Annotated in this window: 29 protein-coding genes; 18 read left to right on the top strand and 11 right to left on the bottom strand. The window is 69.2% G+C overall.

The genetic code is table 11. The features are described 5' to 3' along the window. Positions 1-3 precede the first annotated feature (3 nt). Together BJY22_RS38185 and BJY22_RS38180 are read left to right on the top strand one after the other, a co-directional pair. Positions 4-1506 (top strand): CoA-acylating methylmalonate-semialdehyde dehydrogenase, encoded by a 1503-nt coding sequence (locus tag BJY22_RS38185; protein WP_167216786.1) that lies wholly within the window; start codon positions 4-6, stop codon positions 1504-1506. A gap of 358 nt (positions 1507-1864) precedes the next feature. Continuing rightward, entirely contained in the window at positions 1865-2656 is a 792-nt protein-coding gene (locus tag BJY22_RS38180; protein ID WP_167216784.1) for a phosphotransferase, read from the top strand. Between the two features lie 119 nt (positions 2657-2775). Here BJY22_RS38180 and BJY22_RS38175 read toward each other — a convergent pair whose 3' ends face one another. Further along, positions 2776-3654: a LysR family transcriptional regulator gene (locus tag BJY22_RS38175; protein WP_167216782.1), complete on the bottom strand. Its 879-nt coding sequence runs from the start codon at positions 3652-3654 to the stop codon at positions 2776-2778. A gap of 77 nt (positions 3655-3731) precedes the next feature. Between BJY22_RS38175 and BJY22_RS38170 the strand changes: the two genes are divergently transcribed. Further along, positions 3732-4475, top strand: coding sequence for a CTP synthase C-terminal region-related (seleno)protein (locus BJY22_RS38170; protein ID WP_167216780.1), 744 nt, complete (start codon positions 3732-3734; stop codon positions 4473-4475). Here the strand turns inward: BJY22_RS38170 and BJY22_RS38165 are convergent. Further along, positions 4430-5431 (bottom strand): Gfo/Idh/MocA family protein, encoded by a 1002-nt coding sequence (locus BJY22_RS38165; protein WP_167216778.1) that lies wholly within the window; start codon positions 5429-5431, stop codon positions 4430-4432. The two genes, BJY22_RS38170 and BJY22_RS38165, sit on opposite strands and share 46 nt — an antisense overlap. A gap of 250 nt (positions 5432-5681) precedes the next feature. On the opposite strand from BJY22_RS38165, the gene BJY22_RS38160 reads away from it, so the two are divergent. From BJY22_RS38160 to BJY22_RS38125, 8 genes are all read left to right on the top strand, one after another. Beyond that, the gene (locus BJY22_RS38160) at positions 5682-6425 is read left to right on the top strand and encodes a GntR family transcriptional regulator (protein WP_167216776.1); all 744 of its coding nucleotides are present in this window, start codon (positions 5682-5684) and stop codon (positions 6423-6425) included. A 193-nt stretch (positions 6426-6618) separates the two neighbouring features. Beyond that, positions 6619-7896 carry a TadA family conjugal transfer-associated ATPase gene (locus BJY22_RS38155; protein ID WP_167216774.1) on the top strand — a complete coding sequence of 426 codons (1278 nt, stop codon included), beginning with the start codon at positions 6619-6621 and terminating at the stop codon, positions 7894-7896. Then, positions 7896-8756: a type II secretion system F family protein gene (locus tag BJY22_RS38150; protein ID WP_167216772.1), complete on the top strand. Its 861-nt coding sequence runs from the start codon at positions 7896-7898 to the stop codon at positions 8754-8756. Before BJY22_RS38155 ends, BJY22_RS38150 begins: the two co-directional genes overlap by 1 nt. Then, positions 8753-9691 (top strand): type II secretion system F family protein, encoded by a 939-nt coding sequence (locus tag BJY22_RS38145; RefSeq protein ID WP_167216770.1) that lies wholly within the window; start codon positions 8753-8755, stop codon positions 9689-9691. Before BJY22_RS38150 ends, BJY22_RS38145 begins: the two co-directional genes overlap by 4 nt. 14 nt (positions 9692-9705) lie before the next feature. Continuing rightward, on the top strand, positions 9706-9903 hold the full coding sequence (locus tag BJY22_RS38140) for a hypothetical protein (protein WP_167216768.1): 198 nt from the start codon (positions 9706-9708) through the stop codon (positions 9901-9903). After that, positions 9903-10298 (top strand): TadE/TadG family type IV pilus assembly protein, encoded by a 396-nt coding sequence (locus BJY22_RS38135; RefSeq protein ID WP_167216766.1) that lies wholly within the window; start codon positions 9903-9905, stop codon positions 10296-10298. The genes BJY22_RS38140 and BJY22_RS38135 overlap by 1 nt, the downstream gene beginning before the upstream one ends. After that, positions 10295-10744 carry a hypothetical protein gene (locus BJY22_RS38130; protein WP_167216765.1) on the top strand — a complete coding sequence of 150 codons (450 nt, stop codon included), beginning with the start codon at positions 10295-10297 and terminating at the stop codon, positions 10742-10744. The genes BJY22_RS38135 and BJY22_RS38130 overlap by 4 nt, the downstream gene beginning before the upstream one ends. A 47-nt stretch (positions 10745-10791) precedes the next feature. Further along, entirely contained in the window at positions 10792-11190 is a 399-nt protein-coding gene (locus BJY22_RS38125) for a pilus assembly protein TadG-related protein (RefSeq protein ID WP_167216763.1), read from the top strand. A gap of 238 nt (positions 11191-11428) precedes the next feature. Here BJY22_RS38125 and BJY22_RS38120 read toward each other — a convergent pair whose 3' ends face one another. Continuing rightward, positions 11429-12229, bottom strand: a complete 801-nt coding sequence (locus BJY22_RS38120; protein WP_167216761.1) for an SDR family oxidoreductase — start codon at positions 12227-12229, stop codon at positions 11429-11431. A gap of 70 nt (positions 12230-12299) precedes the next feature. On the opposite strand from BJY22_RS38120, the gene BJY22_RS41275 reads away from it, so the two are divergent. The 3 genes from BJY22_RS41275 to BJY22_RS38105 are packed head-to-tail and all read left to right on the top strand — an operon-like array spanning position 12300 to position 14812. Beyond that, positions 12300-12911, top strand: a complete 612-nt coding sequence (locus BJY22_RS41275) for a TetR/AcrR family transcriptional regulator (RefSeq protein ID WP_202891451.1) — start codon at positions 12300-12302, stop codon at positions 12909-12911. Between the two features lie 16 nt (positions 12912-12927). Then, positions 12928-14049, top strand: a complete 1122-nt coding sequence (prfB, locus tag BJY22_RS38110; RefSeq protein WP_167216759.1) for a peptide chain release factor 2 — start codon at positions 12928-12930, stop codon at positions 14047-14049. Then, the gene (locus BJY22_RS38105; RefSeq protein ID WP_167216757.1) at positions 14033-14812 is read left to right on the top strand and encodes a pentapeptide repeat-containing protein; all 780 of its coding nucleotides are present in this window, start codon (positions 14033-14035) and stop codon (positions 14810-14812) included. The genes prfB and BJY22_RS38105 overlap by 17 nt, the downstream gene beginning before the upstream one ends. On the opposite strand, the gene BJY22_RS38100 is transcribed toward BJY22_RS38105, so the two are convergent. After that, entirely contained in the window at positions 14775-16220 is a 1446-nt protein-coding gene (locus BJY22_RS38100) for an MFS transporter (protein ID WP_167216755.1), read from the bottom strand. The two genes, BJY22_RS38105 and BJY22_RS38100, sit on opposite strands and share 38 nt — an antisense overlap. Before the next feature lie 101 nt (positions 16221-16321). On the opposite strand from BJY22_RS38100, the gene BJY22_RS38095 reads away from it, so the two are divergent. Beyond that, positions 16322-17173, top strand: a complete 852-nt coding sequence (locus BJY22_RS38095; protein ID WP_167216752.1) for a helix-turn-helix transcriptional regulator — start codon at positions 16322-16324, stop codon at positions 17171-17173. Positions 17174-17255: 82 nt separating this feature from the next. Here BJY22_RS38095 and BJY22_RS38090 read toward each other — a convergent pair whose 3' ends face one another. Both BJY22_RS38090 and BJY22_RS38085 read right to left on the bottom strand, forming a co-directional pair. Further along, positions 17256-19148, bottom strand: coding sequence for a cellulase family glycosylhydrolase (locus BJY22_RS38090; protein ID WP_167216750.1), 1893 nt, complete (start codon positions 19146-19148; stop codon positions 17256-17258). A gap of 143 nt (positions 19149-19291) precedes the next feature. Next, a complete protein-coding gene (locus BJY22_RS38085; protein ID WP_167216748.1) occupies positions 19292-20200 on the bottom strand; it encodes a LysR family transcriptional regulator in 909 nt (302 codons plus the stop codon). 73 nt (positions 20201-20273) lie between these two features. Here BJY22_RS38085 and BJY22_RS38080 point away from each other — a divergent pair, with 73 nt between their 5' ends. Further along, positions 20274-21173, top strand: coding sequence for an EamA family transporter (locus tag BJY22_RS38080; RefSeq protein WP_167216746.1), 900 nt, complete (start codon positions 20274-20276; stop codon positions 21171-21173). Here the strand turns inward: BJY22_RS38080 and BJY22_RS38075 are convergent. Next, positions 21162-21803 carry a flavin reductase family protein gene (locus BJY22_RS38075; protein WP_167216744.1) on the bottom strand — a complete coding sequence of 214 codons (642 nt, stop codon included), beginning with the start codon at positions 21801-21803 and terminating at the stop codon, positions 21162-21164. The genes BJY22_RS38080 and BJY22_RS38075 overlap by 12 nt on opposite strands. 33 nt (positions 21804-21836) lie before the next feature. Between BJY22_RS38075 and BJY22_RS43200 the strand changes: the two genes are divergently transcribed. Further along, positions 21837-22892, top strand: coding sequence for a serpin family protein (locus tag BJY22_RS43200; RefSeq protein ID WP_167216742.1), 1056 nt, complete (start codon positions 21837-21839; stop codon positions 22890-22892). Here the strand turns inward: BJY22_RS43200 and BJY22_RS38065 are convergent. Together BJY22_RS38065 and BJY22_RS38060 are read right to left on the bottom strand one after the other, a co-directional pair. Further along, the gene (locus BJY22_RS38065) at positions 22883-23575 is read right to left on the bottom strand and encodes a TIGR03943 family putative permease subunit (RefSeq protein WP_337759843.1); all 693 of its coding nucleotides are present in this window, start codon (positions 23573-23575) and stop codon (positions 22883-22885) included. The genes BJY22_RS43200 and BJY22_RS38065 overlap by 10 nt on opposite strands. Further along, positions 23563-24582, bottom strand: coding sequence for a permease (locus BJY22_RS38060; protein ID WP_420371427.1), 1020 nt, complete (start codon positions 24580-24582; stop codon positions 23563-23565). Before BJY22_RS38060 ends, BJY22_RS38065 begins: the two co-directional genes overlap by 13 nt. A 99-nt stretch (positions 24583-24681) precedes the next feature. Here BJY22_RS38060 and BJY22_RS38055 point away from each other — a divergent pair, with 99 nt between their 5' ends. Then, on the top strand, positions 24682-25827 hold the full coding sequence (locus BJY22_RS38055; RefSeq protein ID WP_167216738.1) for a serpin family protein: 1146 nt from the start codon (positions 24682-24684) through the stop codon (positions 25825-25827). On the opposite strand, the gene BJY22_RS38050 is transcribed toward BJY22_RS38055, so the two are convergent. Further along, positions 25808-26356: a TetR family transcriptional regulator gene (locus BJY22_RS38050; RefSeq protein WP_167216736.1), complete on the bottom strand. Its 549-nt coding sequence runs from the start codon at positions 26354-26356 to the stop codon at positions 25808-25810. The two genes, BJY22_RS38055 and BJY22_RS38050, sit on opposite strands and share 20 nt — an antisense overlap. Then, on the bottom strand, positions 26331-26762 hold the full coding sequence (locus BJY22_RS38045) for an SRPBCC family protein (RefSeq protein WP_167216734.1): 432 nt from the start codon (positions 26760-26762) through the stop codon (positions 26331-26333). Before BJY22_RS38045 ends, BJY22_RS38050 begins: the two co-directional genes overlap by 26 nt. Positions 26763-26810: the final 48 nt, after the last annotated feature.

Genomic DNA, 26810 nt, shown 5'->3' with positions numbered 1-26810 from the left:
ATCGTGAGTACTGAGAGCAAGCGCATCACCCATCTGGTCGGCGGCAGCTCGTGGACCGGCGTGGCCGAGCGGACCAGCAAGGTCTACAACCCCGCGACCGGCCAGGTCACCGGTGAGCTGGACCTGGCGTCGGCGGCGACCGTCGACGAGGTCGTCAAGGTCGCGCACGACGCGTCGAAGGCGTGGGCGCAGACCTCGCTCACGAAGCGCGCGCAGATCCTGTTCGCGTACCGCGAGCTGGTCAACCGGGACAAGGAACGCATCGCGCAGCTGATCACGGCCGAGCACGGCAAGGTGCTGTCCGACGCGCTCGGTGAGGTGACCCGTGGCCTCGAGGTGATCGAGTTCGCCTGCGGGATCCCGCACCTGCTCAAGGGCGGGTTCAGCGAGGGCGTCTCGACCAAGGTCGACGTGTACTCGATCCGCCAGCCGCTCGGTGTCTGCGCGGTCATCTCGCCGTTCAACTTCCCGGCGATGGTCCCGATGTGGTTCGTGCCGATCGCGGTTGCCTGCGGCAACAGTGTGGTGATCAAGCCGTCCGAGAAGGACCCGTCCGCGGCGAACGCGATGGCCGAGCTGTGGAAGGAGGCCGGTCTGCCGGACGGCGTGGTGAACGTCGTGCACGGTGACAAGGAGGCCGTCGACCGGCTGCTCGAGCACCCCGACGTCAAGTCCGTGTCGTTCGTCGGATCGACGCCGATCGCGAGGTACGTCTACGAGAACGGCACCCGCAACGGCAAGCGCGTGCAGGCGCTCGGCGGTGCGAAGAATCACATGATCGTGCTGCCGGACGCGGACCTCGACCTCGCGGCGGACGCGGCCGTGAACGCCGGGTTCGGGTCGGCCGGGGAGCGCTGTATGGCGATCTCCGCGCTGGTCGCGGTCGAGCCGATCGCGGACGAGCTGATCGGCAAGATCAAGGAGCGGATGGGCAAGCTGAAGACCGGCGACGGGACCCGTGGGTGCGACATGGGCCCGCTGGTGACCGGCGAGCACCGGCAGAAGGTCGCCGGGTATGTCGCGGCCGGGGTCGAGGCCGGTGCGGAGCTGGTGGTCGACGGACGCGACGGCGACTTCGACGGTGCGGCCGAGGGGTTCTGGCTGGGGCCGACGCTGTTCGACAAGGTGACGCCGGAGATGTCGATCTACACCGACGAGATCTTCGGCCCGGTGCTGTCGGTCGTGCGTACGCCGTCGTACGACGCGGCGCTCGAGCTGGTGAACGCGAACCCGTACGGCAACGGGACCGCGATCTTCACCAACGACGGCGGCGCCGCGCGGCGGTTCCAGAACGAGGTGGAGGTCGGGATGGTCGGTATCAACGTCCCGATCCCGGTCCCGATGGCGTACTACTCCTTCGGGGGTTGGAAGAACTCGCTGTTCGGGGACACCCACGCCCATGGCACCGAAGGGGTCCACTTCTTCACCCGGGGCAAGGTCGTCACGTCACGCTGGCTCGACCCGTCGCACGGCGGCATCAACCTCGGCTTCCCGACCCACGACTGAAGGTGGTGGGTGTACCGTCGAAGGTGACCCCCGGGGCATAGGAGTACCACGGCGTACGAAGGGCCGCTCGGCCCGTCCGAAGTTCGTGATCATCCAGCCCGGAGAGTGCCGCATGTCGAAGAACAAGGGCGGACGCGAAGTCCGTAAGCCCAAGCAGCCCAAGCAGCCCAAGGCCAACCCCAGCGACAGCGCGATCATCCCGCCTACCAAACAGGGGCGGAAGTAGCGGCCGGGCCGGCCGCAAGCCGGCCCACCGTTCGGTTGTCCCGAGCTCCTCGGTCCTTCGAGACCGAGGAGCTCGCGTTGACCCGTGGGATGAGGCCACACGTCCCTCGCGGAAGCGCAGCTTGCGCTGGCTGTGGCGTACGGCGTACGGGACTGGACCGCGTTGAAGGTCGAAGTCGAGCGGCGGGTCGCGGGTGCTCCCGTGGCGCCTGAGGGGTTGGCTGAAGAGCTGGCGCAGGCGTTCGGGCTGGGGAAGCTGACCGAGCCGGCGAGGCCCGTGGTGTTCACCGCGATGGGGCGTTGCTGGGGTATCACGACCGACCGTGGACGATGGCTGGCGGTCACGGTCTACGACTGGATCACCAACGAGCAGGCGGAGCTCGGGGCACGTCTCCGCGAGGCTGCGACCGCGGCCGGTGTGGCCGCTCCGATCGCCGTACGCAGTCCGGAAGGACAGTTGGTCTCGCACGTGCGAGGCGAGAGTTGGCGGGTGCACGAGTGGCTCGACGTCGGGCCGTCGCCGGTGCTGCCGGTGTCGGCGGCGCTGGCTCGTCGTGTTGGTGCCGCGCTCGGGACGCTGCACGGGTTGGCGAGGCCGAGTGGCGAGCCGATCCACGGTTATCTGACCGCTCGGCGGTCCGACGCGGAGTGGGAGCAGTTGCTGGGTCGTGCACGGTCCGCTCACAAGCCGTGGGCGGAGCGGCTGGACACGCTGCTGCCGATGTTCCGTGAGTTGGGGGCGCTCGAGCTGCGGGTTCCCGACGAGCTGATGGTGTGTCATCGGAATCTCGTCCCGACGCATGTGCGACAGGGCCGCGACGGTCAGCTGGTGGTGATGGAGTGGGACTTCGCCGACTCGCTCACGCCCGAGAGCGGCCGGAGCTGCACCTGGAGTCGTTCGCGGTCGCGATCTCCGGGTGGCTGAACTGGACGTACAACACGATCTGTGAGGCGATCGATCCGGATCAGGATCGTGCGGTCTTTGCCGAGCGCGAGGCTGTCGGGGTGCTTGATCGCCCGATGACGTGTAGTGGCCTCGAGCAACTACTGGTGGTTTGAGAAGGTCGCGGCGAGGGACTTGGCGGCTGGGGTGGCGAGATCTGTGCGCACGAGTTCGGTGCGGTGGACGAGGCGCGGGTTGGTCAGGGCGACCGCGGCGAGGTCCTCGGTGACTGCCGAGCGGGGGAGGACGGCGAGGCCGTGGCCGGCTTCGATGAGGGCCAGGAGGGTGTGGAGGTCGGTGCCGTTGTAGGTGATGGCTGGGTGGAGCGCGTCGGAGCCGGCGGCGGCGCGCAAGGCCGTCAGCGGGGCGGCGAGGTCGGGTGCGTCGATCCATCGCGCGTCGACCAGGTCGCCGAGCGACAGCCCGCGGCGGCTGGCTAAGGGATGGGATTTGGGGAGGGCTACTGCGAGGTCTTCCTCGGAGGTGGCAGTGGTGTGGAGGTGTACGGCATCCGACAGGTGGAGCGGGTCTGTGGGAGCCGTGATGCCGTCAGTCAGGCCGAGAACGAAGGTGCCGGCGGCGACTCCCTCCACGACCTCTGCTCGGCCACAGACGGTCAGTGCTAGCTCGGTGCCAGGATGAGAGCGTCGTACCTCGGCCAACCGGCTCGCGAGGGAGCGGGCCGCCAGGGGAGATGCGGCAACAGTCAGCGTGCTGGGCGGATCGGCGACAGTGCGGCGTACGTCGGCTCGCGCGGCGTCGAGGCGCAGCAGAATCGGGCCGGCGTGCTCGAGCAGCCGCTCACCGGACGCGGTCGGCACCACAGGTCGGCGGCTGAGTAGCGGCGTACCGAGGTCGTTCTCCAGTGCCGCGATGTGCTGGGACACGGCCGACTGTGTGTAGCCGAGCCGGGAAGCGGCGGCGGAGAACGAGCCGCACTCGGCGACCGTGACGAACGTCCGCAGCAGGTGAGGATCCACGGGCATCAGTATCTCTGATCAGCCATGCAGAGATCATCGTTGGCGCTGATACCCGCAGCGCGCTGAGGATGGACCTCATGAACGCCTACTCCGGACGCCTCGCCCTCGTCGGTGACCGCTCACCGCACGTTCGCTCGCATTCCCGGGTCCCCGGCCTGCTCAGAGAGCTCGAGCAACGCGACCACCTGGATCTCGACATCTACTGGATCTCCACCGACGAGGTCGACGAAGCGATCGGAGGCTTCGACGGGATCTGGCTGCTGCCCGGCAGTCCGTACCGCAGTGAAGCCGGCGCGATCACCGCGGTCCGCACGGCCCGCGAGCAGGGCATCCCGTTCCTCGGCACCTGCGGCGGATTCCAGCACGCCATGCTCGAGTACGCACGCACCGTCTGCGGCGCGACCGACGTACAGCACGGTGAGAACACGCCGGAGGCCGACGACCTCCTCATCGTGCCATTGCAATGTTCACTCGACGGCCACGAAGGCGCAGTCCAGGTGACACCAGGCAGCCGTGCGGCCGGGTTGCTCGGAGTAGAGCGCTCGATGGAGCGGTACCACTGCTCCTACGGCCTGGACAGCAGCAGGCTCGGCCTACTGCGCGACAACGGCATGGTGTTCAGCGGGTACGACGACGCAGGTGAACCGCGCATCGCGGAGCTGCCCGGCCACCCGTTCTACCTGGCCACCCTGTTCCAGCCGGAGTTGGCCGGCAACGGCGCACGTCCACACCCGTTCATCCAGGCGTTCGCGCACGCAGTTGCCGGTCGCAACGATCAGATCGTCGAGGACGGGCGCGCGGTCATGCCGGCGGCGACGTAGCACTCGTCGATGAGCCGCATCGTGGCGAGGGCGTCGTCGGCGTCGGTGAGGAGCGGGGCCCCGTTACGGACTGCTCCGGTGAACGCCTCGAGCTGGTACGTGTACGACGTCCGCGTGCCGAGGTGCTCGACCCAGGTGTCCTCCTTGGTCGTCACGATGACGCGGTCGTCCTGCTGCGGCAGCACGTAGAACGGCGCGAACGCCTCGCCGCGACTGCCCACGACCTTGAGGCTGAACTCGACGTTCTCGGCCGCCATGCTGGTCCGCACCGCGCCGGTCGCACCGTTCGGGAACTCCAGGTCGGCGTTGAGCCACTCGTCCACGCCGGGCAGCCGCTTGCGCTCGCCGGCCCGCGCGCTGACCAGCTTCGGCGCGCCACCGGCGTACTGGCCGAACATCCGCTGCGCATGCAGCGCGTAGCAGCCGACGTCCATCACGGCGCCGCCGGCCAGCGGCAGCGACCAGCGCGGGTCCTCGTCCGCGGGCGGAGGCATCACCATCGTCGCCTCCACGTGCTGCAGGTCGCCCAGCTCACCCTTGGCGACGAGCTCCTGCAGCCGCCGCATCACCGGGTGGTACGCGTAGTGGAAGGCCTCCATGAACACGAGGCCGGAGGACCGGACGGCGTCCCGCACCTGCTGGGCCTCGGCGGTGTTGCTGGCCGACGGCTTCTCGGTCAGCACATGTTTGCCGGCAGCAAGGGCCCGCAGGTTCCACGGACCGTGCAGGCCGTTGGCGAGCGGGTTGTAGATCGCCTCGATCTCGGGGTCGTCCAGGAGTTGCTGGTACGACGCGTGGACCCGCTCGACTCCGTGCTCGGCGGCGAAGGCCTCTGCCCGGTGGGTGTCGCGCGCGGCAACCGCGACGAGGCGGGTGTTGGTCAGCTTGGCCGGCTCGACGATGGCCCGGCCGGCGATCCGGGCGGCACCGAGGATGCCGATCCGCAGCGGTTCCATGCAATCTCCCTTGCTGACAGCCATACGGGGCGGGGGCGAGGTCGTCGAGAGCCGAACCCCGATGGGAAGCCTAGTTCCTCACGACAGGCTCACCGAGAAGGCGAAGCCGTCATCCTGCCCCACGACACCCGGGCTCCAAACCCCGTGCCCGCGATCCGGACCCCGAGACCGCCGGCACGTGTCAGGGGTACGTCTGATCAAATCCGGGTGGTGGGTCGACGGATTCCGGTCCAGCCTTCAGGATGAGCCCATGAGCACCGTCCAGGTCCAGGTCGATCGGAACAGCCGTACGCCGTTGCACGTGCAGCTGGCGCAGCAGCTGGAGGCGGCCATCCAGGGCGGTGAACTGCCCGTCGGGTCGCGCCTGAGCAACGAGGTGGACCTGGCAGAGGCGTACGGGTTGAGCCGGCCGACCGTACGGCAGGCGATCGCCCGTCTGGTCGACCAGGGCCTCCTGGTCCGCAAACGCGGCGTGGGCACACAGGTGGTCGGCAACTCAGGACAGGTACGCCGTTCGCTCGAGCTGACCAGCCTGTACGACGACCTGACCGCCGCGCACCGCAAGCCGGAGACAGAGGTACTGCGGTTCGGCATCTCACCCGCCACCGCAGAAGTCGCGACAGCACTGCAGTGCGAGCAGGGGGACCGTGTACTCAGGCTGGAGCGACTGCGCCGCGCGGACGGTGAACCGCTCGCACTGATGCGCAACTGGCTCCCGCCCGAGATCCTGGAGACGGACCCGGCCACGCTGGCGGAGCGTGGGCTCTACCAGTTGCTCCGTGCCGAGGGCGTCCGGCTGAAGGTGGCGCACCAGACCATCTCTGCCGTACCCGCGACGATCGACCAGGCGCGGCTGCTGTCGGAGGAGCCGGGGTCACCGCTCCTGGCGACCACGCGCATCACGTACGACGACCACGGCCAGCCGGTGGAGTACGGGTCCCACCTGTACCGGGCCAGCCGCTACTCGTTCGAGCACACGCTCGTCCACCGCTAGGAGCGGACTGCAACAAGCTGCAATTTTCTGGACCTGGCCGTGAGCCGATCGATACGCTGAGTGAGCCAGCGGCGTGTCACTGTTATCCACAGGGTGCCCGGCCGCGAGTGGCGCCGGATACCCCACGGTTGAAAGGATGGTCGCGGATGGTGACCGAACGTGGTCGCCGGCCGGGACTCACACGGGGAGATCGATGACTGCGGACAGGCTCGACGCGCACCGCGCGGGCTGGAACGGTGCCATCGAGCTGATCGACGCGCAGGTGCGCGACGTGGTGCGCCGCGAGGGGATCGACCCGCTCCGCGACCCCGGCGCGGTGAACGCGATCGTCGCGACCGTCGTCCGGGAGTACGACGAGCGCAGCCTGAGCGGCGTGGTGCCGCCGATCGCCGATATCGAGGCGGTCAGCCGGGAGGTGCACGACCGGGTCGCCGGCTTCGGGCCGCTGCAGCGCTACCTGGACGACCCGGCCGTCGAGGAGATCTGGATCAACGAGCCGAGCCGGGTGTTCATCGCCCGCGAGGGCCGGCACGAGCTGACCACGACCGTGCTGACCGAGGAGGAGGTCAGCGACCTGGTCGAGCGGATGCTGAAGACCACCGGCCGCCGGATCGACGTCTCCCAGCCGTTCACCGACGCCCGCCTGCCGGACGGCAGCCGGGTGCACATCGTCCTCGGCGGCATCACTCAACGCTATGCGGCAGTCAACATCAGGAAGTTCACGGTCCGCGCGACGCGGTTGAGCGACCTCGTCCAGCTCGGTTCGCTGACGCCGCACGCGGCCGCCGTCCTGGAGGCATCCGTTGCCGTCGGCCTCAATGTGCTCGTATCGGGCGGTACGCAGGCCGGCAAGACCACGATGCTGAACGCGCTGGCCGGTTCGATCCCCGGCAGCGAGCGGGTGATCAGCTGCGAGGAGGTCTTCGAGATCAAGCTGCCGATCCCCGACTGGGTGTCGATGCAGACCCGGCAGGCCGGTCTCGAGGGCACCGGCGAGGTGCGGTTGCGGGACCTGGTGAAGGAGTCGCTGCGGATGCGGCCGTCCCGGGTGATCGTCGGCGAGGTGCGCGGCGAGGAGTGCCTCGACCTGCTGCTCGCGCTGAACAGCGGCCTTCCCGGCATGTGCACGATTCACGCCAACTCGGCGCGCGAGGCGCTGACCAAGATGTGCACGCTGCCGCTGCTGGCCGGTGAGAACATCGGCTCCCGGTTCGTGCTGCCGACGGTGGCCGGTTGCGTCGATCTCGTCGTACACCTCGGTATCGCAGCGGACGGGCACCGGCGGGTGCGGGAGATCGTGGCGGTCACTGGGCGGGTCGAGGAGCAGGCGATCGAGACCGAGACCCTGTTCCAGACGTACGACGGTTACCTGCGCCGCGCCGAGGGGCATCTGCCGCATCCGGAGCGCTTCCAGCAGGCCGGGTACAACGTGGCCGGGCTGCTCACCGAGCTGCCCGGTGGAGTGCACTGATGGGCCTCTTGATCGGGCTGTTCTTCGGGGTCGGCCTGCTGATGATCATCGCGGCGATCGTGGCGCCGGCCGAGGCCATGCCCGCCGCGGAGGGTCGGCTGCGTGCCAAAAGCCGCGACCTGCTCGCGCGCGCCGGGATCGAAGGCCTGACACCGGGTGCGTTCATCGGCGCGTGCCTGATCACCGGGCTGACCGCGTTCCTGCTGATGTTCCTGGTGTCCAAGACGTTGCCGGTCGCCCTGGTGTTCGGGCTGATGGCGGGCTGGGTGCCGATCGCGCTGGTCCGGGCGCGTGCCCGGCGGCGGCTGGCCGAGTTCCGCGAGCTGTGGCCCGACGTGGTGGACAACATCGCGTCGGCCGTGCGCGCGGGGCTGTCGCTGTCCGAGGCGTTGGCGCAGGTGGGGGAACGCGGGCCGCTGCAGCTGCGCGAGCCGTTCCAGCGGTTCGGTGCGGATTACGCGTCGACCGGCCGGTTCGCCGAGTCGCTCGACCGGTTGAAGGCGCGGCTCGCCGACCCGGTCGGTGACCGGGTGGTCGAGGCGCTGCGGATCGCGCGCGAGGTGGGCGGTGGCGACCTCGGGCGGCTGCTGCGGTCGCTGTCGACGTTCCTGCGCGACGACGCGCGGACCCGGTCGGAGCTCGAGTCCCGGCAGTCCTGGTCGGTCAACGGTGCGCGGGTCGCGGTCGCGGCGCCGTGGCTGGTGCTGGCGCTGCTGTCGTTCCAGGGCGACGTGATCCAGCGGTACAACACGCCGATGGGTGCGCTGATCATCGGCGCGGGCGCCGTCCTCTGCGTGATCGCGTACCGGTTGATGCTGCGGATCGGCCGGCTGCCCGAGCCCGAGCGGGTGTTGCGATGAGTCCGTTCCTGGTCGGTGGTTTCGTCGGCGCGTTGTTCGGCGTCGGCCTGCTCGTGGTCGTGGTGCGGTTGCCCTTCTTCCGCAAGCCTTCGGTGGACGAACGCATCTCGCCGTACCTGCGGGATCTCGGGGCGCCGGACGTGTTCGTGGGCGTGGTGGACTCGCGGTCGCCGTTCTACGCGATCCTGCGGTTGTTCGGCCCGTCGCTGCGCTCCGCGGCGCGACGGCTGGAGCGGATCCTCGGCGGCGCGAGCACGATCCGCCGCCGGATGCAGCGGGCGGGGATCGACCGGACGGTCGAGGAGTTCCGCATCGAGCAGTTGCTCTGGGGGACGATCGCCTTCGCCGCCGGGCTGGTGATCTCGATCGTCGCCGTCACGTTCGGCCTCGGGAACCCGGTGGGCCTGCTGGTGTTCTGCCTGATCCTCGGGGTCCTCGGAGTTCTCGGTCGCGACACCTTCCTGACCACACAGGTACGGCGGCGTGAGCGGCGACTGCTCGCGGAGCTGCCGACCGTGGCGGAGCTGCTGGCGTTGTCGGTCGCGGCCGGTGAGGGTCCGGCCGCCGCGCTCGACCGGGTGGCCCGGTCCTGCCGCGGCGACCTCGCCGAGGAGCTCAAGCGGGTTCTGGCCGAGACCAGGGCGGGAGACACGCTGGTCCGTGCGCTCGACGCGCTCGCAGACCGGACCGGGTTGCTGGCGCTCTCGCGCTTCGCGGACGGGCTGGCGGTCGCGCTCGAGCGCGGTACCCCGCTGGCCGACGTACTGCGGGCGCAGGCCGGCGATATCCGGGAAGCCGGCCGCCGCGAACTGATCGAGTCCGGCGCGCGACGTGAGGTAGCCATGATGGTCCCGGTGATCTTCCTGGTCATGCCGGTGACCATCGCGTTCGCCTTCTACCCGGGCGCTGTCGGAATCCGGCTGATCGCCGGATGAACTGAGGAGAGGTCATGTCCCTACACCTGACGAGACTGTTGCTGACGTTGCTGACGAAGCCACGTCCGGCGCGGAAGGAGCGCGGTGACGTGCCCGGCTGGGTGCTGATCACCGTGATGACGGCGGGTCTGGTCGTCGCGATCTGGCAGCTTGCCGGACCTCAGCTCGCCACCATGCTGAAGAACGCGCTGGACTCCGTCGCCAACAAGTGATGGCCGGGATCCCGAGGCGCCGCGACGAGCGGGGATCGGCCGTCGTCGACTTCGTCCTGGTCGCGACGATCCTGGTGCCGTTGTTCCTCGGCATCCTGCAGGTCGGCCTGTTCCTGTACGTGCGCAACACTGTGACAGCCGCGGCCTCCGAGGGTGCGCACTACGCGGCCGTGCTCAACCGTGCACCGGCCGACGGCGAGGCGCGGACCCGGGACCTGATCGACGGCGTGGTGACGGACGGGCTGATCGACTCGGTGTCGGCGGAGGCGACCGACATCGACGGGCAGCCCGGCGTCCAGGTGACGGTCGAGGCGCACATGCCGCCGCTCGGCCTGTGGGGACCGGGCATCTCGTTCTCCGTCCAGGGACATGCGGTGAAGGAGACGGGCGAGTGAGGCGCCGCCGGGACGAGCGCGGCAGCGCGGTCGTGGAGTTCTCCTGGCTGGCGATCCTGTTGATGGTGCCGCTGGTGTACATGATGCTCGGCGTGTTCGACGTCCAGCGGGCGTCGTACGGCGCGACCGCGGCGACCCGGGCGGCGGGGCGGGCCTTCGTGATCGTGCCGGACGGGGTGTCCGAGGACGAGGCGCGGGCGCGGGCGTTCGCCGCCGCGCGGCTCGCGATGAAGGACCAGGGCATGGAGCTCGGCGACGACGAGCTCACGATCAGCTGCGAACCTGCCTGTCTGCAGCCGGGATCGACCGTGACGGTCACGCTCGACACCAAGGTCCGGCTGCCGCTGATCCCGGACGCGCTCGGCGGCGAACCGCCCGCGATCCGGATCAGCTCCGAGCACACCGAAGCCTTCGGCGACTATCGCCAGGCCAAGGGCGACGGATGACCCGCGCACAGGCCGGCCGTGCCCGGAGACGCGGCGAGGACGGGCAGATGACCGTCCTGATCATTGGGTTCACCATCGTCATCTTGATGATGGTCGTGGTGGTGACCGACATCTCGAAGGCGTTCCTGGTACGACGGGACCTGGACGCGACCGCGGACGGTGCGGTGCTCGCGGCCGCGAACGGGCTGGCCGCCGTGTACGCGCAACCCGGTGCCGGGAGCAACGCCGCGATCGACCCGGAGCAGGCCCGGCAGCTGACCGCGGCGTACCTCGATGCCGTTGCTGCGAGCAACAGGTTCGACGATCTCGACTGGTCGGTGGACGTCGACGGGACGACGGTGACGGTCCGCCTCACCTCGACCGCCGACCTCCCGTTCCAGCCGCCCGGCTTCCCCGGCACCGCAGACGTAGCCTCCGAAGCCGCCGCCATCGTCCCCATCCGCTGACCCCACTGACCGGACGTATCCCGGCAGCCCATTCACAGCCGGTCCGGTATGGGAGTGGGGCTGGTGGGTCGCCGGTGAGGCGGTGGATGGGTGCGCCGGCGGCGGATCGGCAGGTGGCTACGGATCGGCCGCTGGACAGGTAGTGCACCCGCGAGACGGTGTACACGCGGACGCGATCACGCGTAAGCGCACTACCCGGCGGTCTGACACCTCCTGTCCGGCCGCCGGCTGCTCATGCCTAACCGAACAGGCCGGGGTTATCGGTGAGCCAGGTGGTGTAGTGGCGGGCAGTGTGGGCGGTGAGGAGTTCGACGCCGGGCTCGATCGGGGCCGGGATGCCGACGCGGGAGGCCCAGTAGGACAGGAGGGTCTCGCGCTGACCTTCGTCGCGTATGCCCAGCTCGGCACGGGCCTGGTCCGGCGTGAGGTCGACGACCTCGATCGGTACGCCGGTGACCTCGGTGATGAGCTCGATCTGCCGACGCCGCGTCATGGACTCGGGGCCGGTGAGCGGATAACCACGACCGTCGTGCCCGTTGCCCGGGCCGTCGAGCAAAACCCGCAGTGCCGCGTCCGCGATATCCAGCTCGTGGATCGGCGCCTCCTCGGCGTCGAGGTACGGCAGCCGAACCTGACCCGTCGCGCGGACCTGATGCGCCCAGTACTTCGTGTTGCTCATGAACGCCCCGGGCTGGAGACATGTTGTCGCGTACGTCGCGTCAGCGATCACCTGCTCGGTCTTCGCATGCGGATCGTCCGGACCGCCGAGCGCGGACAGCGAGGAGAGCAGCACGACCTGCTTCACCCCGGCCGCTTCGGCCGCAGCCACGAAGGCAGGCGCCGACGACGGGTCGGAGTACAGGACGACCTGGCTGATGTCGCGCAGTGCGGGCGCCGGGTCCGTCGCGTCGTACCCGACGGCCGACGGGAGGGCGGCAGGCTCGCGGCTGGCGACGCGGACGTCCTGGCCGGCCGCGATCAGGCCGGCGGTGACGGCGCGGGCGATCGCCCCGCGACCGCCGGTGACGAGAATCGTCATTGGATGTGCTCCAAAAGTGTAGTGACTACAATAATGGATTCAGTAAAGCAGATGGTCTACGCTCACTGCAATGGAGCTCGGACGGCGGGAACGGAAGAAGCAGCAGACGCGGCAAGCCATCTCGGACGTGGCCACCGCGCTGTTCCTCGAGCGCGGCTTCGACGCGGTGACGGTGGCCGAGGTGGCGCGCGCGGCGGACGTCGCCGTGCAGACGGTGTTCAACCACTTCCCGGCCAAGGAGGATCTGTTCTTCGACGAGCGGGGGTGGTGGACCGGGCCGGCGCGGGCGATCCGCGAGGCGCCGGCGGACGCGGAGCCGGTCGAGGTGCTGGAAGCGCAGTACCTCCAGGAGACGCGGGAGCGGCTCACTGTCGGGCATCTGGCGACCTGGAAGCAGTTCGTGCGCACGATCGAGGGCAGTCCCGCGCTGCTCGCCCGGCGCCGCCTGACCGCCGAGGAGCTGGAGACCTCGCTCACCGAGGCCCTCGACGAGCGCTCGCCGGATCACCTCCGCAACCGGCTGACGGCAGCCCTGTACGCCGCCGCGCAGAAGGTTCTCGAGGAGCGCCTGATGGCCGTCCTGCCCGACGACGCGTCGCCGGCGGAGCTGACCCGCGCACAGGCTGAGCTCGAGCAAGCGGTCGCCGAGGTCTTCGCCGTTCTTCGTCGCGGTCTCGCCTGAGGTACGCTCACTAGTTGTGGCTGGACTGGATTTTGACGCGGAGCTGAAACAGCTCGACGCGACGATGACCTCGATCGAGAAGGTGCTCGATCTCCCTGCGTTGCGCAAGGAGATCGACGAGCTCGGCGAGCAGGTTGCCGCGCCCGATCTCTGGGACGACCAGGCCAACGCGCAGAAGGTGACGTCGCGGCTGTCCAGCCTGCAGGCCGACGTCGAGCGGGTGACCGTGCTGCGGGGCCGGCTCGACGATCTGGGCGCGCTGGTCGAGCTGGGCCGCGAGGAGAACGACGCGGACAGCCTGGCCGAGGCGGAGAAGGAGATCGGCTCGGTCGCCAAGGCGATCCAGTCGCTCGAGGTCCGCACGCTGCTGTCCGGTGAGTACGACGAGCGTGAGGCGCTGGTGACGATCCGCTCCGGCGCGGGCGGTGTCGACGCCGCGGACTTCGCCGAGATGCTCCAGCGGATGTACCTGCGCTGGGCCGAGCGGCACGGTTACGCCACCGAGGTCTACGACACGTCGTACGCCGAAGAGGCCGGGCTGAAGTCGACCACGTTCGCGGTCAAGGCGCCGTACGCGTACGGCACGCTGAGCGTCGAGTCGGGTACGCACCGGCTGGTCCGGATCTCGCCGTTCGACAACCAGGGCCGCCGCCAGACGTCGTTCGCCGCCGTCGAGGTGGTCCCGGTGCTCGAGCAGACCGACGAGATCGACGTACCGGAAGAAGAGCTGCGGATCGACGTGTACCGGTCGTCCGGCCCGGGTGGTCAGAGCGTCAACACCACCGACTCCGCGGTCCGGATCACGCACATCCCGACCGGCACGGTGGTGTCGTGTCAGAACGAGAAGTCGCAGCTGCAGAACAAGGCCAGCGCGATGGTCATCCTGAAGGCCAAGCTGCTCGCGCTGAAGAAGGCCGAGGAGCGGGCCCAGATCGACGCGCTGCGCGGTGACGTGCAGGGCTCGTGGGGTGACCAGATGCGGTCCTACGTGCTGCACCCGTACCAGATGGTGAAGGACCTGCGGACGCAGTTCGAGTCGGGTAACACCTCGGGTGTGTTCGACGGTGAGATCGACGAGTTCATCGAGGCCGGCATCCGCTGGCGCCGCACCGGCCACACGGTTGCCGAACAGAACTGACCTGCAGGCCGACTGCGGTAGCTGCTTCGGCCTCTGTTGTGTCGCGCTGACGTTCGCCAGGTCGGCGGACTTCGCGATCGACAAACCTGCCGGTGAGGCCTGTCCCAATCTCGCGGACGATTTCCGCTGCACGATCCACACCAAGCTGCGCTCGAAGGGCTTCCCCGGCTGCACGGTCTATGACTGCTTCGGCGCCGGCCAGGAGATCTCCCGCCGCGCCGGCAAGAGCTGGCGCGAGCAACCGGGCGCCGACATGTTCGCCGCGCTGCCGATCCTCCGCCAGCTCCACGAGCTGCTCTGGTACCTCACGGAAGCCCTGGAACACAACAAGAATCTCCAGCCCGCGATCGACCGCGTCGAGAGCGTCAGCCGTACTGCGGACCTCATGACCGTCGACGTGGCGGCCGAGCGGGCAGTCGTCAACGAGCTGCTGCTCGAGACCAGCCGGCTCGTCCGCGGCAAGCAGCCCAAGAAGAAGGAGCGCCGCGGCGCGGACCTCATCGGGGCCCGCCTCCGCGGCGCCGACCTCGCGAAAGCCAACCTCCGCGGCGCCTACCTGATCGGCGCCGACCTCCGCGGAGCCGACCTCCGGCAGGCAGATCTCATCGGCGCGGACCTACGGGACGCCGATGTCCGCGGCGCCGACCTGACAGGTGCTCTCTTCCTCACCCAGTCCCAGCTCAACGCCGCCCGCGGCGATCACACGACGCGGATCCCCGCCTCCCTCACACGCCCTTCCCACTGGACCGCAACTGGTTGGTGATCGGTGTCATCAGCAACGAGATTGCTGCGATGGCGATTGCCACGGCGGCCAGTGCGCCGCCTTGGCCCCAGGATGTGCTGGCTAGTGCGAGGTACGCCGTACCGACCGTTGCGGCGCCCAGCGCCAGGCAGGTTTGCTGGCTCGTGAGCAGGATGCCGGAGCCTAGGCCTGCCTGCGCCGGTGGGACCTGGCTGAGTACTACCCCCATCAGCGGAATCATCACCAGGCCGGAGCCGAAGCCCGCGACCAGCATCGGTACGGCGAGCTTCCACGGGTCGACGTTCGGCCACAGGGTGAGGGCCACGACCGCGAGCAGCGCGTACCCGACGCCCTGGATGATCCAGCCGCGCACGATGAGGCCGGCGCCGTACCGCACCTGGAGGCGAGGACCGTAGATCGAGGTGATCAGGAAGCCGACGGCCATCGGCAGCAGGCTCAGGCCGCCTTCCAGCGGAGACATGCCCGCCTCGCCCTGGGTGGCGAGCGCGAAGACGAACATGAAGCCGCCGAACGTCGTGAAGAACGCCACTGCCATTTGCAGACCGATCCGCATCACCTTGAGACGCAGCACGGTGGGTGGAATCAGTGGAGCCGACCCGGACCGCTCGGCCCGATGCTGGTGGACGCCGAGCACCACCACGGCCGGGATCGTGGCGGCCAGGCAGAGCCACGTCCACAATGGCCAGCCAAGCGGTCGCCCCTCCGTAAGCGGTAGGAGCAGGAGGACCAGCGTCAGCGCGAGCAGCGCTGCCCCGACGAGGTCGACGCGCTGCGACTTGTCCGCCTTGGTCTCCGGGATCAACCGGATCGCCGCGGCCACGCCCAGCACACCGACCGGGACGTTGACGAGGAACACGGCCCGCCATCCGAGGTCGAACACGTTCGCCTCGACCAGGACACCACCGAGGATCTGACCGAACGCGGCCGCGGCCCCGCCCGCCACGCCGTACATGGCCATCGCCCGAGCGCGGCGCGTGCCGGTGAGCACGCTGGTGATCGTCGCCAGCACCTGCGGCGTGACGGCGGCGCCTGCGGCCCCCTGGACGACTCGTGCGACGAGAAGCACGCCGATATTCGGGGCGATCGCACAGATCAGCGACGTCACGGTGAAACCCGTCAGGCCGATCAGGAACAGGCGCTTGCGGCCGAAGGTGTCACCGAGGCGTCCCCCGACGACGAGCAGGGTCGCCACGGCGATCCCGTAGCTGCCGACGACGAGCTGGAGCTCGCCGGAGGTGGCGTGCAGATCGGAGCCGATCGCCGGCAGCGCGACGTTGATGACGAAGAACGAGAGCATCGGGAGGAACGCGCCGAAGATCAGAGTGGTGAGAGCCACCGGCTTCAACGGCCCCGCGGCGTCCTGCGGCCGGGCGGTGACCGAAGTGGTGGCATGGAGCTGATCTGTCATGTCTCCAGCCTGAATGCGGTCAGATCCTGGTGGTGAGAGCCTGGTTATCCTATTACTGGTACTACCTGGCACCCGGCTGCATCCCCGCTCATGATGGAACCATGACCACTGTCTCAGAGGCCACCGACAGAAAGGTGACTGCCCAGCGCCGGGAGCTCGGGGTCTTCCTGCGGAGCCGGCGTGAGCGGATCCAGCCGGACGAGGTCGGGTTCGCACCGGGCGGCCGGCGCCGGACACCGGGCCTGCGGCGCGAGGAGGTCGCGCTGCTCGCGGGGGTCGGCGTCACCTGGTACACGTGGCTCGAGCAGGGCCGTGACATCAACGTGTCCGCCCAGGTCCTGGAGGCGATCGCGACCGCGCTGCGGTTCGACCGGCAGGAGCGCAGTCACCTGTTCCGGCTGGCCGGGCTCCGGTACGGCCCGGCGCAGAGCGTGTGCTCGGCGCTGCCTCCGTCGGTGCAGAAGACGCTCGACGCTGTCTCGCCGTACCCGGCCGTGGTGCTGAACGAGCGGTACGACATCCTCGCCTTCAACAAGGCGTACTGCAAAGTGGTCCTAGACCTCGAGCAGGTACCGGTCGAGGAGCGGAACATGCTCTGGGTCAGCTTCGTCTCGGACGACTGGAAGTGCAGCTTCCTCGACGGCGCGAAGACCAAGCACCACATGGTCGCGACGTTCCGGGCCGCCTCGGCCGACCACCTCGGCGACGCGCTCTGGCAGGACCTGATCCAGGGGCTGCTGAGCAACTCGCCGTACTTCGCGGAGCTCTGGGAGCGGTACGACGTGGCGACGCCGAGCACTCGCACCAAAATGCTGGAGGTCGACGGGTACGGCATCCTCCGGATCGAGCCGATCAACCTGTGGCTGTCGCAGCTCGGGCCGCTCCGGGCCACCGTCTACACGGCGCTCGACGAGGAGACCGAGGACAAACTCCGGCAGATCGTGGACGGGTGACGCGCGTGTCGGCCCGGCTGACGGGGCGGGCCAGCCGGGCCGGGAGACCCCGGCCGCCGGGCAGGGCGGCCGGGGAGCTTCATCAGGTGACCGGGATACCGGGGTTGGTGAGTGCCCTCCCGCCGGTCCTCGTGTTGCTGCTCGCGACGGTGACCTTGCAGCTGGAGGCGTTGTAGTTGGTGATGTTGAACGCGTACCGCCCGCTGCCGGTCGCGCCGGTGAGATCGGAATGGTTGTCGCGGAACACCGTCCCGCAGCCCCAGCCGGACTGCTGGGTGTGCGTCTCGAAGCCGTTGTTCGTGGTGTTCTTGCCGGTGTTGTTCTCGATCACGTAGTTGTTGCCCTTGACATCGACCCAGCTGTCGTCGTAGTTCGCGCCGGTCAGGCCGCTGCCGTCGAAGCTGTTACCGGACACCAGGCCGCCGGTGGTGCCTTCCTTGAGGTCGATCGCCTCGCCGCCGACGTCCGGGCCGATCGTGTTGCCGATGATCTGCACGTGGTCGGACCGGTCCGAGGTGCCGCCCGCGCTGCCGACGTACACACCTTCGCCCATCCCGCGGCCGTCGTTGCCGGTGTCGTAGATGCGGGAGTTCTTGATCACGCCGTACGTGCTGCTGTTCCGGAAGTGCACGCCCTCCATGTCCAGGTCGTGCACCGTCACGCCGTCGATCGTGACCCGGGTGGCGCTGTCGATCATGATGCCCTTCTGGCCGCCGGTCACGGTGATGCCCTTGACGTTCCAGTACGACGCGCCGTTGAGATGCAGGCCGTACCCGCCACCGGCCTTCAGGACGGCACCCGGGGACCCGGTCAGCGTGATCGGCGCCGAGGACGTGCCGTCGACCGTGGTCTTGAAGTTGCCGGTGTAGGTGCCGTCGGCGAGCTTGATCGTGTCGCCGGGCTTCGCGGTCGCGAGTGCGTCCTTCAGTTCGGCGGCGGTGCTGACGTCGGTGGTGTCCGTGGCGGCGGTGCGGTTGAGGATCTTGTCCCGGACCCAGACGCCGGCCGGTTTCAGTACCGACGTACCGGTGAAGGTGTTGCCGGCGCAGGTGCCTTCCTTGAAGACGGCGCCGGAGCGGAAGTCGTCGGAGAAGTTCCAGTTCGTCCAGCCGATCTTCTTGCTCTCCAGGAAGTCCAGGTACTTCTGCGACCAGGTGAAGTCGTTGCCGCCGTCACCGGTGTAGGTCTGGGTGCCGAACTCCGTGACGAACAACGGGATCTGGTCCGCCGCGCGGGACAGGGCGTCGAAGTACTCCTGCTGGTGCGAGGCGGCGTAGAAGTGGAACGTGTACATCAGGTTCGATGCGTTCACCGGGTTGCCGACGATGTCGGCCTCGCTGCGGCCGTCGGAGACGCCGAGCGACGCCCAGCCGTGGGTGCCGACGAAGATCACGCTGTCGGGGTCCTTGGCCCGGATCACCGGCACCATCTGTTCGGCGTACGACTTGATGCCGTCCCAGCTGACGCCGTTCGGCTCGTTGGCGATGTCGTAGATGATGTTGTTCTTGTCCTGGTGGCGCTCGGCGATCTCGGTGAAGAACTGCTTCGCCAGGGCGAGGTTCTCGTTCGGGTCGCCGGGGTCGAGTTGGTGCCAGTCGACCAGCGCGTACATGCCGCGGGCGGTCGCCTCGTCGATGTAGTTGCTCACCATGTCGGTGAACCCGGCCGGGTCGGTCTCGTAGCCTCCTTCCTGGACGTACATCGAGATGCGCAGGATGTCGGCCTTCCAGTCGTAGGCCAGCGCGTCCAGCGAGGCGGTCTTGACGCAGTTGGCGTACCACTGCAGACCGTGGGTGCTCATGCCGCGCAACTGGACGGGCTCGTTGCGCTCGTTGCAGAGCTTGGTGCCGCAGACGTGCAGCTGGCCGTTACGGCCGACCGGGGTGTCGGCAACGGTCTGGGTCTGGGCCTGCGCCGTGACGGGCAGCAGGGTGGATGCGGCCAGCAGGGCGCCGGCCATCAGCGAACGAATCATGAACTTTCCTCCGAGGGGGCGTCGGGGAGGATGATGATTAGGAAGGTTTCCTAATAGTTCCGTGAACGTAGCGGCAGACGCGGAACGCTGTCAACTGGTCGCTGGATGTGATCCCCCGCCGAAGGCTCAAACGATCACAGTGATCAGGCCGTGTCGCGGTCCGGCCATGCTGCCTTGAGGGTGGCGAGCGTGACGGCGATCGCCGGGCGGCGCGAGGTTGTTGTGCGCCAGACGGCGTACAGGCGGCGGCTCGGCGCGGGCTGCAGCGGTACGACGACCACGCCGTCGGGGACCGGTCCGCGCCCGAGCCGGGGGAGCAGGCCGATGCCGATGCCGCGCGCGAGCATCGCGAGCTGGGTCTGGTACTCCGCGACCGAGTACGCGACTTCCGGCTCGACGCCGGCGCGGCGCATCGTCCGGACCAGCCACTCGTAGCAGATCGATCCGGCTGGCTGGCAGATCCAGCGCTCGCCGACCAGGTCCTCCGCGCGGACGAACTCCTTGCCTGCCAGGCGATGCGTGGCCGGTACGAGAACATCCGCGGGGTCGACGCCCAGCTTCACGCGCGACAGTCCCTCGGGCAGGCCGAGTGGGGTGTTGTGCCAGTCGTGGACGATCGCGATGTCGATCTCACCACGGTTGACCGCGGCCACCGCCTCGAACGGATCGGTCTCCAGCACGCGGACGTCCAGCTGCTCATGACCATCGATCAGTCGCGCGAGCGCCGGCGGCAGCAGCCCGCGCGCCGCGGTCGGGAACGCGGCGATGCCGAGCGTCCCGATCGCCTGCCCGCGCTGCTCCTCCAGCGTCAGCTCCGCGTCCTCGACCAGCTCGAGGATCCGCGCCGCCGTCGCGGCCAGCTGCCGCGCGGCGTCGGTCAGCACGATCCCGCGCCCCTGCCGCTCGACCAGCGTCGTCCGCGTTTCACGCTCCAGCTTCGCGAGCTGCTGCGAGACCGCCGACGGTGTGTAGCCGAGGACCTCGGCCGCGCGGTTGACCGATCCGTACTGCGCCACGGCATGCAGGGCACGCAGCCGCCCGAGATCGATCATGTAGCACTCCTGCATCGATAGCGGTAGTAATCAGTGCTGGTCCTTAAGTGTAGCGCCGCTGACACTGGACGGCATGAAGCCTCGTGACCTGCTGCTCGCGCTCGCCGTCGTCCTGGTCTGGGGCATCAACTTCGTCGTCATCGAGGTCGGCCTCGAGGGCATGCCGCCGCTGCTGCTCTCCGCGCTGCGGTTCTTCTTCGCCGCCGTCCCCGCGATCTTCCTGCTCGGCAGACCACGCGTCGCCTGGCGGTACGTCGTCGGCGTCGGACTCGCGCTCGGGGTGGCGAAGTTCGGCCTGCTGTTCATCGCGATGGACCACGGCGTACCGGCCGGGCTGTCGTCGCTCGTCCTGCAGAGCCAGGTGATCTTCACGGTCCTGTTCGCGATCGCCGTACTGCGCGAACGGCCGCGGCCCGCACAACTCGTCGGCATCGTGATCGCGTGCGCCGGGATCGTGCTGATCGTCCTCGACCGCAAGCTCTCGGCCCCGGTCGGCGCGCTCGCGCTGGTGATCGTCGCCGCCGGCTTCTGGGGCGTGTCGAACACGATCACGCGGTACGCCAGGCCGCCGGACACGCTGCGCTTCATGGTCTGGGCCAGCGCCGTCGCCGTCGTACCGCTGCTGATCCTCTCGCTGCTCACCGAAGGACCACGCGCCGACCTCGAGGCGCTGCGCGGGATCGACCTGACCGGCATCGGGGCGATCGCGTACCTCGCCTTCGCCGCCACGCTCTTCGGCTTCGGCGTCTGGGGCTACCTACTGCGTCAGTACGACGCCAGCACCGTCGCGCCGTTCTCGTTACTGGTGCCGATCGTCGGAATGTCCGCGGCCTGGGTCCTGCGCGGCGAGAAGGTCGGCCTGCAGCAGGCGATCGCGGCGGTCCTGGTGATCGGCGGTATGGCGTGCACGATCATCCGGCGCCGGACCCCGCGCGCGGCGGAGTCCGGCGAGTTGGTGACGTCAGCCGCCTGACCCGACGGCGGCCATCGGCGGCATCTGCCAGCCGCGGGCCAGCGACGAGGGGTACGCCGGTGCGCCGCCGGCGAAGTACTCGGTGAACTTCATGATCAGCGGGTCCCAGCGCAGCGGGTCGATGTAGCGGTCGTTGCTCATCAGCAGGTCCTCGTGGACGCGGACCCGCTCGACCTTCATCTCGAGCGCGCACAAGTGCGAGCCGGCCCCGCCGATCTCGTGGATCGCCTCGACCCGGCCTTCGAGGTTGATCGGGCTCTCCTCGACGCCGTCGAGCCCCGCTGTCGAGGTCGTCTCGCGCGTCAGTCCGCCCGCGGTGAACTTGTCCGGCTCGTACCGGTAGCCGCGGCCCCGCTTCGCGTCGGACATCTCCTCCGAGCCGGTCAGGAGCGCGATCCGGTCGAGCGCGGCGACCATGTCCGGGGCGACGAGGTTCAGCACGAGTTCGGGGCGCTCGACGAGATTTTTCACGGTCTGCGAGCTCGTCGCCATCCCGAGCATCGCGGTGTACCCGAGCCACCAGGCCGACGACATCGGTGCGAGGTTCGTGCTGCCGTCGGGGTTGCGGGAGCTGATCAGGACCACGGGCGTACCGAAGTACAGGACCTTCGGCTCGACTGTTCGCTTCATGCCTCTGGAACGCGGATGCGGGAAGATGTGTGAGTGGACGCACAGCAAGTCAGTCGCCTGACCGCACGGTGGATCGCGGCGCTGCCCGGTGAGGACAGCACGGTGGTCTCCGGCCTCGGGGTCCAGCCGTTGCTCGCGATGCTGGCCGAGGTGGCGGACGAGCCTGCCCACAGCGAGCTGGCCGAGGCCTCCGGCGGAGGGTACGGCGGTCTGCTGCAGGCTCCCGGGTTGAGCATGGCGTTGGGGCTGTGGACGCGGCCCGAGATCGAGCTGCAGCCCGGGGCGGACCGGTTCCTGCCGCCCGAGGTGCGCGGGGTTCTGACCGACCAGGAGGCGTTGGACGCCTGGGTCGCGGAGCAGACCGACGGGTTGCTGACGCGCATGCCGGTGCAACTGTCGCAGGACGTGCTGCTCCTGCTGGTGTCGGCGTTGGCGTTGAAGACCACGTGGGTGCAGCCGTTCCACGAGTACCCGCGCAACGATCGCCGCTGGCTGAGCCGCGCCGATCAGGACCTGGACAGTCTGCGCGTGCATGACAGCGCGACGGGCCTGCTGACCGTGGCGACGGTGCGTGGCGTCGGTGAGTTCGACGTACGGCTCGTGGTCGGCGACGGTGGGCGCGCCGCGGTGCTGACGGCGGCGCTCGGGCTCGAGGACGACGGGATGAGCGGGGCCGAGGTGCTGGCGGCGGAGCGATCCGCACCCGGCGTCGAGGTGATCGAGTCGATGGCGCCGACGCCGACGGTGATCCTGTCCCTGCCGTACTTCGAGATCGACGCGGAGCACGACCTGCTGCAGCATCCGGACGTGTTCGGCCTGAAGGCGGCGTCCGACGCGAGCCGGGGGCACTTCCCGGGGTTGAGCCCGCAGCCGCTGGCGGTCGCCCAGGCCAGGCAGGCGGTGATGGCGCGGTTCTCGGCGACCGGGTTCGAGGCGGCCGCGGTCACCGCGGTCGCTGCGGAAGCAGGCTCCGCGCCGAGACCGGGCGCGAAGGCGTTGTACGTGTCGTTGGACCGGCCGTTCGGCTTCATCGCCGTACACCGTCCGACCGGCATCCCGGTCGTCGCGGGCTGGGTGAACTACTCGTAAGGATTGGCCGGGGCGGTCACCGGCTTGACCGACTCGACCGTGAGCGCGGCGACGTCACCGTCGACGCGCTTGGTCGGCTCGGCCCATGTGCCGGTCACACTGACCCACTGGTTCTTGGGCGGCGCGGCCTGACCGCGGGCCTCGACCATGAACGCCGTACCGTCCGCGACGCAACACGTCAGGCCGATGCGGGTCACGTACCAGACGCCGTTCTTCGCCGGGGTGACGAAGCCGGTCATCGTGAACGACCGGCCCTTCATCGTCTCCTTCTCCCACACCGCCCAGACGGCGTAGTCCCGTACCGCGATGGTCTTGGGGCCGTACGACTTGTCGCCGTTCTGCCAGAACGCGTTGCTCTGCGGCTCGGCGGGTTTCGCGGCAACCGGTGACTGCCGCTGCGCCGCGTCCGCTCCGAGCGCGGGCGGGTCCACCACGAGCAGCGCGAAGATCGGCAGCAGCAGCAACCACGCCGCCCGCGGCAGGCCGTGGTCATGCTCCTGCCGGCTCTTCACGAAGACGTCGATCACCGCGAGTCCGACCAGGATCACCCCGGCCGCGAGCAGCATCCACCGCATCCCCGGCTTCACGTACCGCAGGTACGTCCCGGAGATCGCGAGCTGCACGATCGCGGCCCCGACGAAGACAATCACCAACCCGGCGACACTGCGCTTCAAAGCAACCACCACCCCACGAGCAGACTGGCAAGGATGGCGACCACGAAGGTCGCCGGTGCGAACCGTACGGCGAATTTCGGACCGAACGTCCCGGTCTGGAGGGCGATCAGCTTCACGTCGACGATCGGCCCGACCACCATGAACGCGAGCCGGGCGGTCAGCGAGAACTGCGTCAGGCTCGCCGCCACGAAGGCGTCGGCCTCGGAGCAGATCGCCAGCAGTACGGCGAGCAACCCGAGGATCAGCACCGACAGCAGCAGGTTCCCGGCGACGTGGTCGAGCCAGCTGCGCGGGACCACGACGTTCAGCGTGGCCGCGGCCGCAGCGCCGACCACCAGGAACCCGCCGGCGTGCAGGAAGTCGTGCAGCATCGCGGACCGGAAGACCTCGAACTTGCCCTCGTCGTGCGCGTGCCGGTTCTTCGGCATCTTCAGCCACGACCCGCCCTTGCCGGTCAGCAACCACAACCAGCCGAGCACCATCGACACCGCGAGCGACGTCACCGCCCGCGCGACCACGACCTTCGGCTGACCGGGGAACGCGACCGCGGTCGACGCCAGCACGACCGGGTTGATCGCCGGTGCGGACAGCAGGAACGCGATCGCCGCGGCCGGTGTGACGCCGCGGCTCATCAACGCGGCCGACACCGGGACCGACGCACACTCGCAGCCCGGCAGTACGACGCCGGACGCGCTCGCGACCGGTACGGCGAGCGCCGGGTGCTTCGGCAGCGCCTTCGCGAAGAACGACGCCGGGACGAAGGCGGTGAGAGCGGCGGACAGCAGGACGCCGAGCACGAGGAACGGCAGCGCCTGCACGGTGACGCCGACGAACATCGTCGCCCAGGTCCGGATGCCGTCGTCGGTGAACCAGGCGTTGAACAGCCGCCGCCCGAACAGCGCGAGACCGACCAGCAGGACCAGCGTGACGGTGAACGCGATCGACGACCCGGACGGCTCTTTTTCCGTCGTCTCGGGCTTTTCCGGGGCCTCGGTTGGCGTGCTCACGGTGCGCATCCTGACACAACCGAGCGCGTCCGGACGAGCACTCGCCGCGGCTGTGAAATGAAAATCAGCGTCATTCCGGGAATTAGTCGCCTGTGGCAAGGTGGAGGCATGGATGCCGACGTGGTGCGCGCAGTCAACGACCTGACCATTCGCTGGGGCCGTGCACTGCCCGGCGGCAACACTGTTGTCTCGGGGCTCGGCGTGTGGCCGCTGCTCGCACTGCTGGCGACCGGCGCCGACGAGCCGGGCCGCTCCGAGCTCGCCGCGGCCGCCGGTGTGGACCCCGCGACGGGTTCGACCGACGCGATCCGGCTGATCGAGTCGATCGAGGCGTCCGCGGACCTGCACGCCGCGCTCGGGGTGTGGGTGAGCGAGCAGCTGAAGCTCGCGGAGACGTTCGACAGCGTGATGCCCGCGCCGCTCATCGGCATGCTGACGGGCAACGCAGTCGTCGACAAGCCGAAGCTCGACGCCTGGGCCGCCGAGCACACCGACGACGTGATCCGCGAGATGCCGGTCGACCTCCAGGGCGACGTCCTGCTCCTCGTGGCGTCGGCGCTCCTGCTGCGCACGACCTGGGTCCGCCCGTTCACCGAGCAGCTCCGCCGGGTGCACGACGGCGCCTGGGCCGGCTCGTGGCACTGGCTCGAGCGCACGGACGACGACCTCGACGCGGTACGGCGGTACGGCGAGCTGACCGTGGTCACGGTCCGTGGGGATGCCGATGTCGACGTACTGCTGGGGATCGGTGACGGGGACGACGTACTGGCGGGACTGCTGGACGCGGCGAGCCGGCCGGAGGACGGCGTACCGGGCAGCCGGTTGATCGACGAGGACCGGCCCGGCCCGGGGCTGACGATCGGGAAGACCACGGCGCCGCGGCCTGATGTGAAGCTGTCGCTGCCGTCGTTCAGCATCGAGGCCGAGCACGATCTGCTGGCGACTCGCGAGATCTTCGGGTTGGAGGCGGTGACGGGGAACCCGGCCGGGCGCGGGCACTTCAGCGCGCTCAGCCCGACGCAGCTCAGGGTGAGCCAGGCGAAGCAGAAGGTGCTCGCGCGGTTCTTCGCGACCGGGTTCGAGGCGGCGGCCGTGACCGCGATGGCGATGACACGGGCCGCGATGATCACGCGGCAGGAGCGGCGGCTCGAGGTCACGCTGGACCGGCCGTTCGCGTTCGTCGCCGTACTGCGGGACTCGCGGCTGCCGATCGTGGCGGGCCGGGTCGAGACGCCTACTGAACCGGGAGAGTGAACAGGCGATTGAGCAGCGCGGACGCCTCGTCGACGCCCGCGCGATCACCGGTCAGCAGCAGGTCGAAGAGCAGACCGCGGGCCGCGGCCAGACCGAGCCGCGCGTATGCCGGTGCCTCGTCCGCGGGGATGCCGGCACGGACGCACAGGTCGATCAGCGGCGGCAGCCACACGTTGATCAGGTCGGCCTTGAGCGAGTCGGTGTGCGGCAGATCCTGCATCGCGTGCGCGCTGAGCTCGAAGAACAGCGGGCCGTAGACGAGCGCGGCCTCGGTCACCCGCCGCCAGAACTCCTCGGACTGTTCGGCGACGCTGCGGTCCGGCGCGTCGAGGCTCGTCAGCAGGTCCCGCTGCTGCTGCTCGACGGTGCGGACCACTTCGGCGAGCAGTCCTTCCCGCGAGCCGAAGTGGTAGATCAGCATCCGGTGGCTGGTGCCGAGCGACGACGCGATGGTGCGCAGGCTCGCGTCGCCGATCCCGTTCTTCGCGAAATGCTCGACCGCGTCAGCGAGCAGACTGGCCCGACTCACTGAGTTCCTTCAGCTTGGCGGTCTCGGTGGCGATGTAGTCCCGGGTGAGCCTGGCGTACAGCCGGCCGAAGAGCCAGCCGAGCGGGCCCTCCTGGATGATCGTCGCGGTCGCCACGGTGCCTTCCGGAGTGCTGACCACGCGGTGGCCGCCGGTGGTCTTGATCCCGGGGGCCTTCGAGATCCACTCGAAGTACTCACCCTCCTCGAGCTCGGTCACCTCCCAGACCGCGACCGGGAGCTTGGGCTGGCGGATGCGGGTGCGGGAGCCGACGTGGATGCGGCCCGCGTCCAGCCGCTCGACGGATTCGACGGTCGGGGTCCAGTCGGGCCACCGCTCGACATCGCTGAAGATCTCCCAGACCCGCTCGGGCGGGGCCTGGATCGTGGTGGAGTGATCGAAGCGCATGTACCAAATGGTACATCAGGTCTGTGTGAGGTCTCGGCAGGCGTCTGC

The organism is Kribbella shirazensis (assembly GCF_011761605.1).
In the GTDB taxonomy this organism is placed as follows: domain Bacteria; phylum Actinomycetota; class Actinomycetes; order Propionibacteriales; family Kribbellaceae; genus Kribbella; species Kribbella shirazensis.
This window is presented reverse-complemented; position numbering and strand designations above follow the sequence as displayed.

Coding starts and splice junctions, on each gene's coding strand:
- BJY22_RS38170 (WP_167216780.1), top strand. CDS start 3,732: ATGAACGCCTACTCCGGACGCCTCGCCCTCGTCGGTGACCGCTCACCG.
- BJY22_RS38165 (WP_167216778.1), bottom strand. CDS start 5,431: ATGGAACCGCTGCGGATCGGCATCCTCGGTGCCGCCCGGATCGCCGGC.
- BJY22_RS38160 (WP_167216776.1), top strand. CDS start 5,682: ATGAGCACCGTCCAGGTCCAGGTCGATCGGAACAGCCGTACGCCGTTG.
- BJY22_RS38155 (WP_167216774.1), top strand. CDS start 6,619: ATGACTGCGGACAGGCTCGACGCGCACCGCGCGGGCTGGAACGGTGCC.
- BJY22_RS38150 (WP_167216772.1), top strand. CDS start 7,896: ATGGGCCTCTTGATCGGGCTGTTCTTCGGGGTCGGCCTGCTGATGATC.
- BJY22_RS38145 (WP_167216770.1), top strand. CDS start 8,753: ATGAGTCCGTTCCTGGTCGGTGGTTTCGTCGGCGCGTTGTTCGGCGTC.
- BJY22_RS38140 (WP_167216768.1), top strand. CDS start 9,706: ATGTCCCTACACCTGACGAGACTGTTGCTGACGTTGCTGACGAAGCCA.
- BJY22_RS38135 (WP_167216766.1), top strand. CDS start 9,903: ATGGCCGGGATCCCGAGGCGCCGCGACGAGCGGGGATCGGCCGTCGTC.
- BJY22_RS38125 (WP_167216763.1), top strand. CDS start 10,792: ATGACCGTCCTGATCATTGGGTTCACCATCGTCATCTTGATGATGGTC.
- BJY22_RS38120 (WP_167216761.1), bottom strand. CDS start 12,229: ATGACGATTCTCGTCACCGGCGGTCGCGGGGCGATCGCCCGCGCCGTC.
- BJY22_RS41275 (WP_202891451.1), top strand. CDS start 12,300: ATGGAGCTCGGACGGCGGGAACGGAAGAAGCAGCAGACGCGGCAAGCC.
- BJY22_RS38100 (WP_167216755.1), bottom strand. CDS start 16,220: ATGACAGATCAGCTCCATGCCACCACTTCGGTCACCGCCCGGCCGCAG.
- BJY22_RS38095 (WP_167216752.1), top strand. CDS start 16,322: ATGACCACTGTCTCAGAGGCCACCGACAGAAAGGTGACTGCCCAGCGC.
- BJY22_RS38090 (WP_167216750.1), bottom strand. CDS start 19,148: ATGATTCGTTCGCTGATGGCCGGCGCCCTGCTGGCCGCATCCACCCTG.
- BJY22_RS38085 (WP_167216748.1), bottom strand. CDS start 20,200: ATGATCGATCTCGGGCGGCTGCGTGCCCTGCATGCCGTGGCGCAGTAC.
- BJY22_RS38080 (WP_167216746.1), top strand. CDS start 20,274: ATGAAGCCTCGTGACCTGCTGCTCGCGCTCGCCGTCGTCCTGGTCTGG.
- BJY22_RS38075 (WP_167216744.1), bottom strand. CDS start 21,803: ATGAAGCGAACAGTCGAGCCGAAGGTCCTGTACTTCGGTACGCCCGTG.
- BJY22_RS38060 (WP_420371427.1), bottom strand. CDS start 24,582: ATGCGCACCGTGAGCACGCCAACCGAGGCCCCGGAAAAGCCCGAGACG.
- BJY22_RS38055 (WP_167216738.1), top strand. CDS start 24,682: ATGGATGCCGACGTGGTGCGCGCAGTCAACGACCTGACCATTCGCTGG.
- BJY22_RS38045 (WP_167216734.1), bottom strand. CDS start 26,762: ATGCGCTTCGATCACTCCACCACGATCCAGGCCCCGCCCGAGCGGGTC.